At 69.1% G+C, this 1,510-nt stretch carries 1 protein-coding gene; it reads left to right on the top strand.

Features of this window, described 5'->3' with window-relative positions:
* Nucleotides 1-339: 339 nt before the first annotated feature.
* Nucleotides 340-1,510, top strand: a 1,171-nt coding sequence (locus GWK61_RS54510; protein ID WP_194922279.1) for an AllF/FdrA family protein, incomplete at its 3' end; no start/stop codon positions are given.

Genomic DNA, 1,510 nt, shown 5'->3' with positions numbered 1-1,510 from the left:
CTATGGGGGTGGGGGTGGCTGGGGTGCTCACCTTTGACTCGCCGGTTGACGCGCTGGCTGACTCGCCGGCTTCGACGGAGCCGGCCTCAGCCCCAGTTCCCATGCCCGGTTCCGTCGTCTTCGTCCGCCGTGTCGACTCTGTCGGCTGTGTCATGCGCTGTCCCCCGTTCGCCTCGGCCGCCTCGCTTGGCGATGTGGATATCTGCGAAGCTCTGGCGCCGTCCTTGTCAGGATTGCCCATGCCCGGACAGTAGCCCCGAGGTCTAGCGTCGCGACAGGCCCTCGCGGAAAGGATCGATGCCGGTGTCGGTGCCAGTGGGAGGCGGAGCGGCCGAGGACGTGGCGGTCGAGCACGTCGAAGTGCGGCGCGGGGAGTACCACGACTCGGTGACGCTGATGCTCGCCGGGCGCGCGGTCGCCGGGGTGGCGGGCGCGGAGCGTGTGCTGGTGGCGATGGCGACGGAGCTGAACGTCGCGCTGCTGGCGGAGTTGGGGTACGCGGCGCTGGCGGATGCCGGACCGGCCGACCTCATTGTGGCCTTCACCTGCACTTCCGCACCCTCGGAGTCAGCGGCGCTGGAGGCACTGACCACCTCGCTTACTCCCGCTGCCGCCTCCGCATCTTCGCCCGGTGGTTCCATCACAGCCTCCGGACATCCGCACCCTGACCAGGCCGGCAACCCCGCTCCCCGCACCACGGCCAGCGCACTAGGCCGAACGGGTGCACCCATCACCCTGATTTCCACCCCGGGACTTGCCTCCGTCGCAGAGGCCATGGAATCATTGGAATACGGCGCATCACCGATCATTTTCAGCGATAACATCCCTATTGAGTACGAAGTACGGCTCAAGGATGAAGCACGACGACGCGGCCTGCTGGTCATGGGCCCCGACTGCGGCACCGTCGTCCTCCACGGAACCGGCCTGGCATTTGCCAACGTGACCCGCCCAGGCCCCATCAGCCTCGTAGCGGCCTCCGGTACCGGAGCCCAGGAACTGATGGCCCTCCTCGACGCGGCAGGCGCCGGTATCCGCCACTGCCTCGGCGTGGGCGGCCGCGACCTGACCGAACAGGTGGCGGGCCGCTCGACCCTGGCAGCGCTGACAGCACTCGCAGAAGACCCGGAAACAGAACTCATCACGGTGGTCTCCAAACCACCGCACCCCACCATCGCCGCCCGCATCAAAGCCCACGCCGCAACGCTCCCCAAACCCGTCCACTTCGCCTTCGTAGGCCCCGACCACCCCACCCTGACCGAATCGGCGGAACGGATCCTCACCGCCCTCGGCCACACAACGCCCACGCCCTGGCCCCACTGGCCCCCACCCACGACACCCAGCAAGGAGGAGGACACCACCACCGGCGCGACCACCAACACGGCGCGGGGCCGCACCGACACCGCCCCCCGCGCCACCACGATCCGCGGCCTGTTCAGCGGCGGCACGCTACGCGCCGAGGCTGAGGCGGTGCTGCTGCGCGGCGGCGCGCGCAAGATCGATGAGCAGGTAT

This window comes from Catenulispora rubra (assembly GCF_015356825.1).
In the GTDB taxonomy this organism is placed as follows: domain Bacteria; phylum Actinomycetota; class Actinomycetes; order Streptomycetales; family Catenulisporaceae; genus Catenulispora; species Catenulispora rubra.
This window is presented reverse-complemented; position numbering and strand designations above follow the sequence as displayed.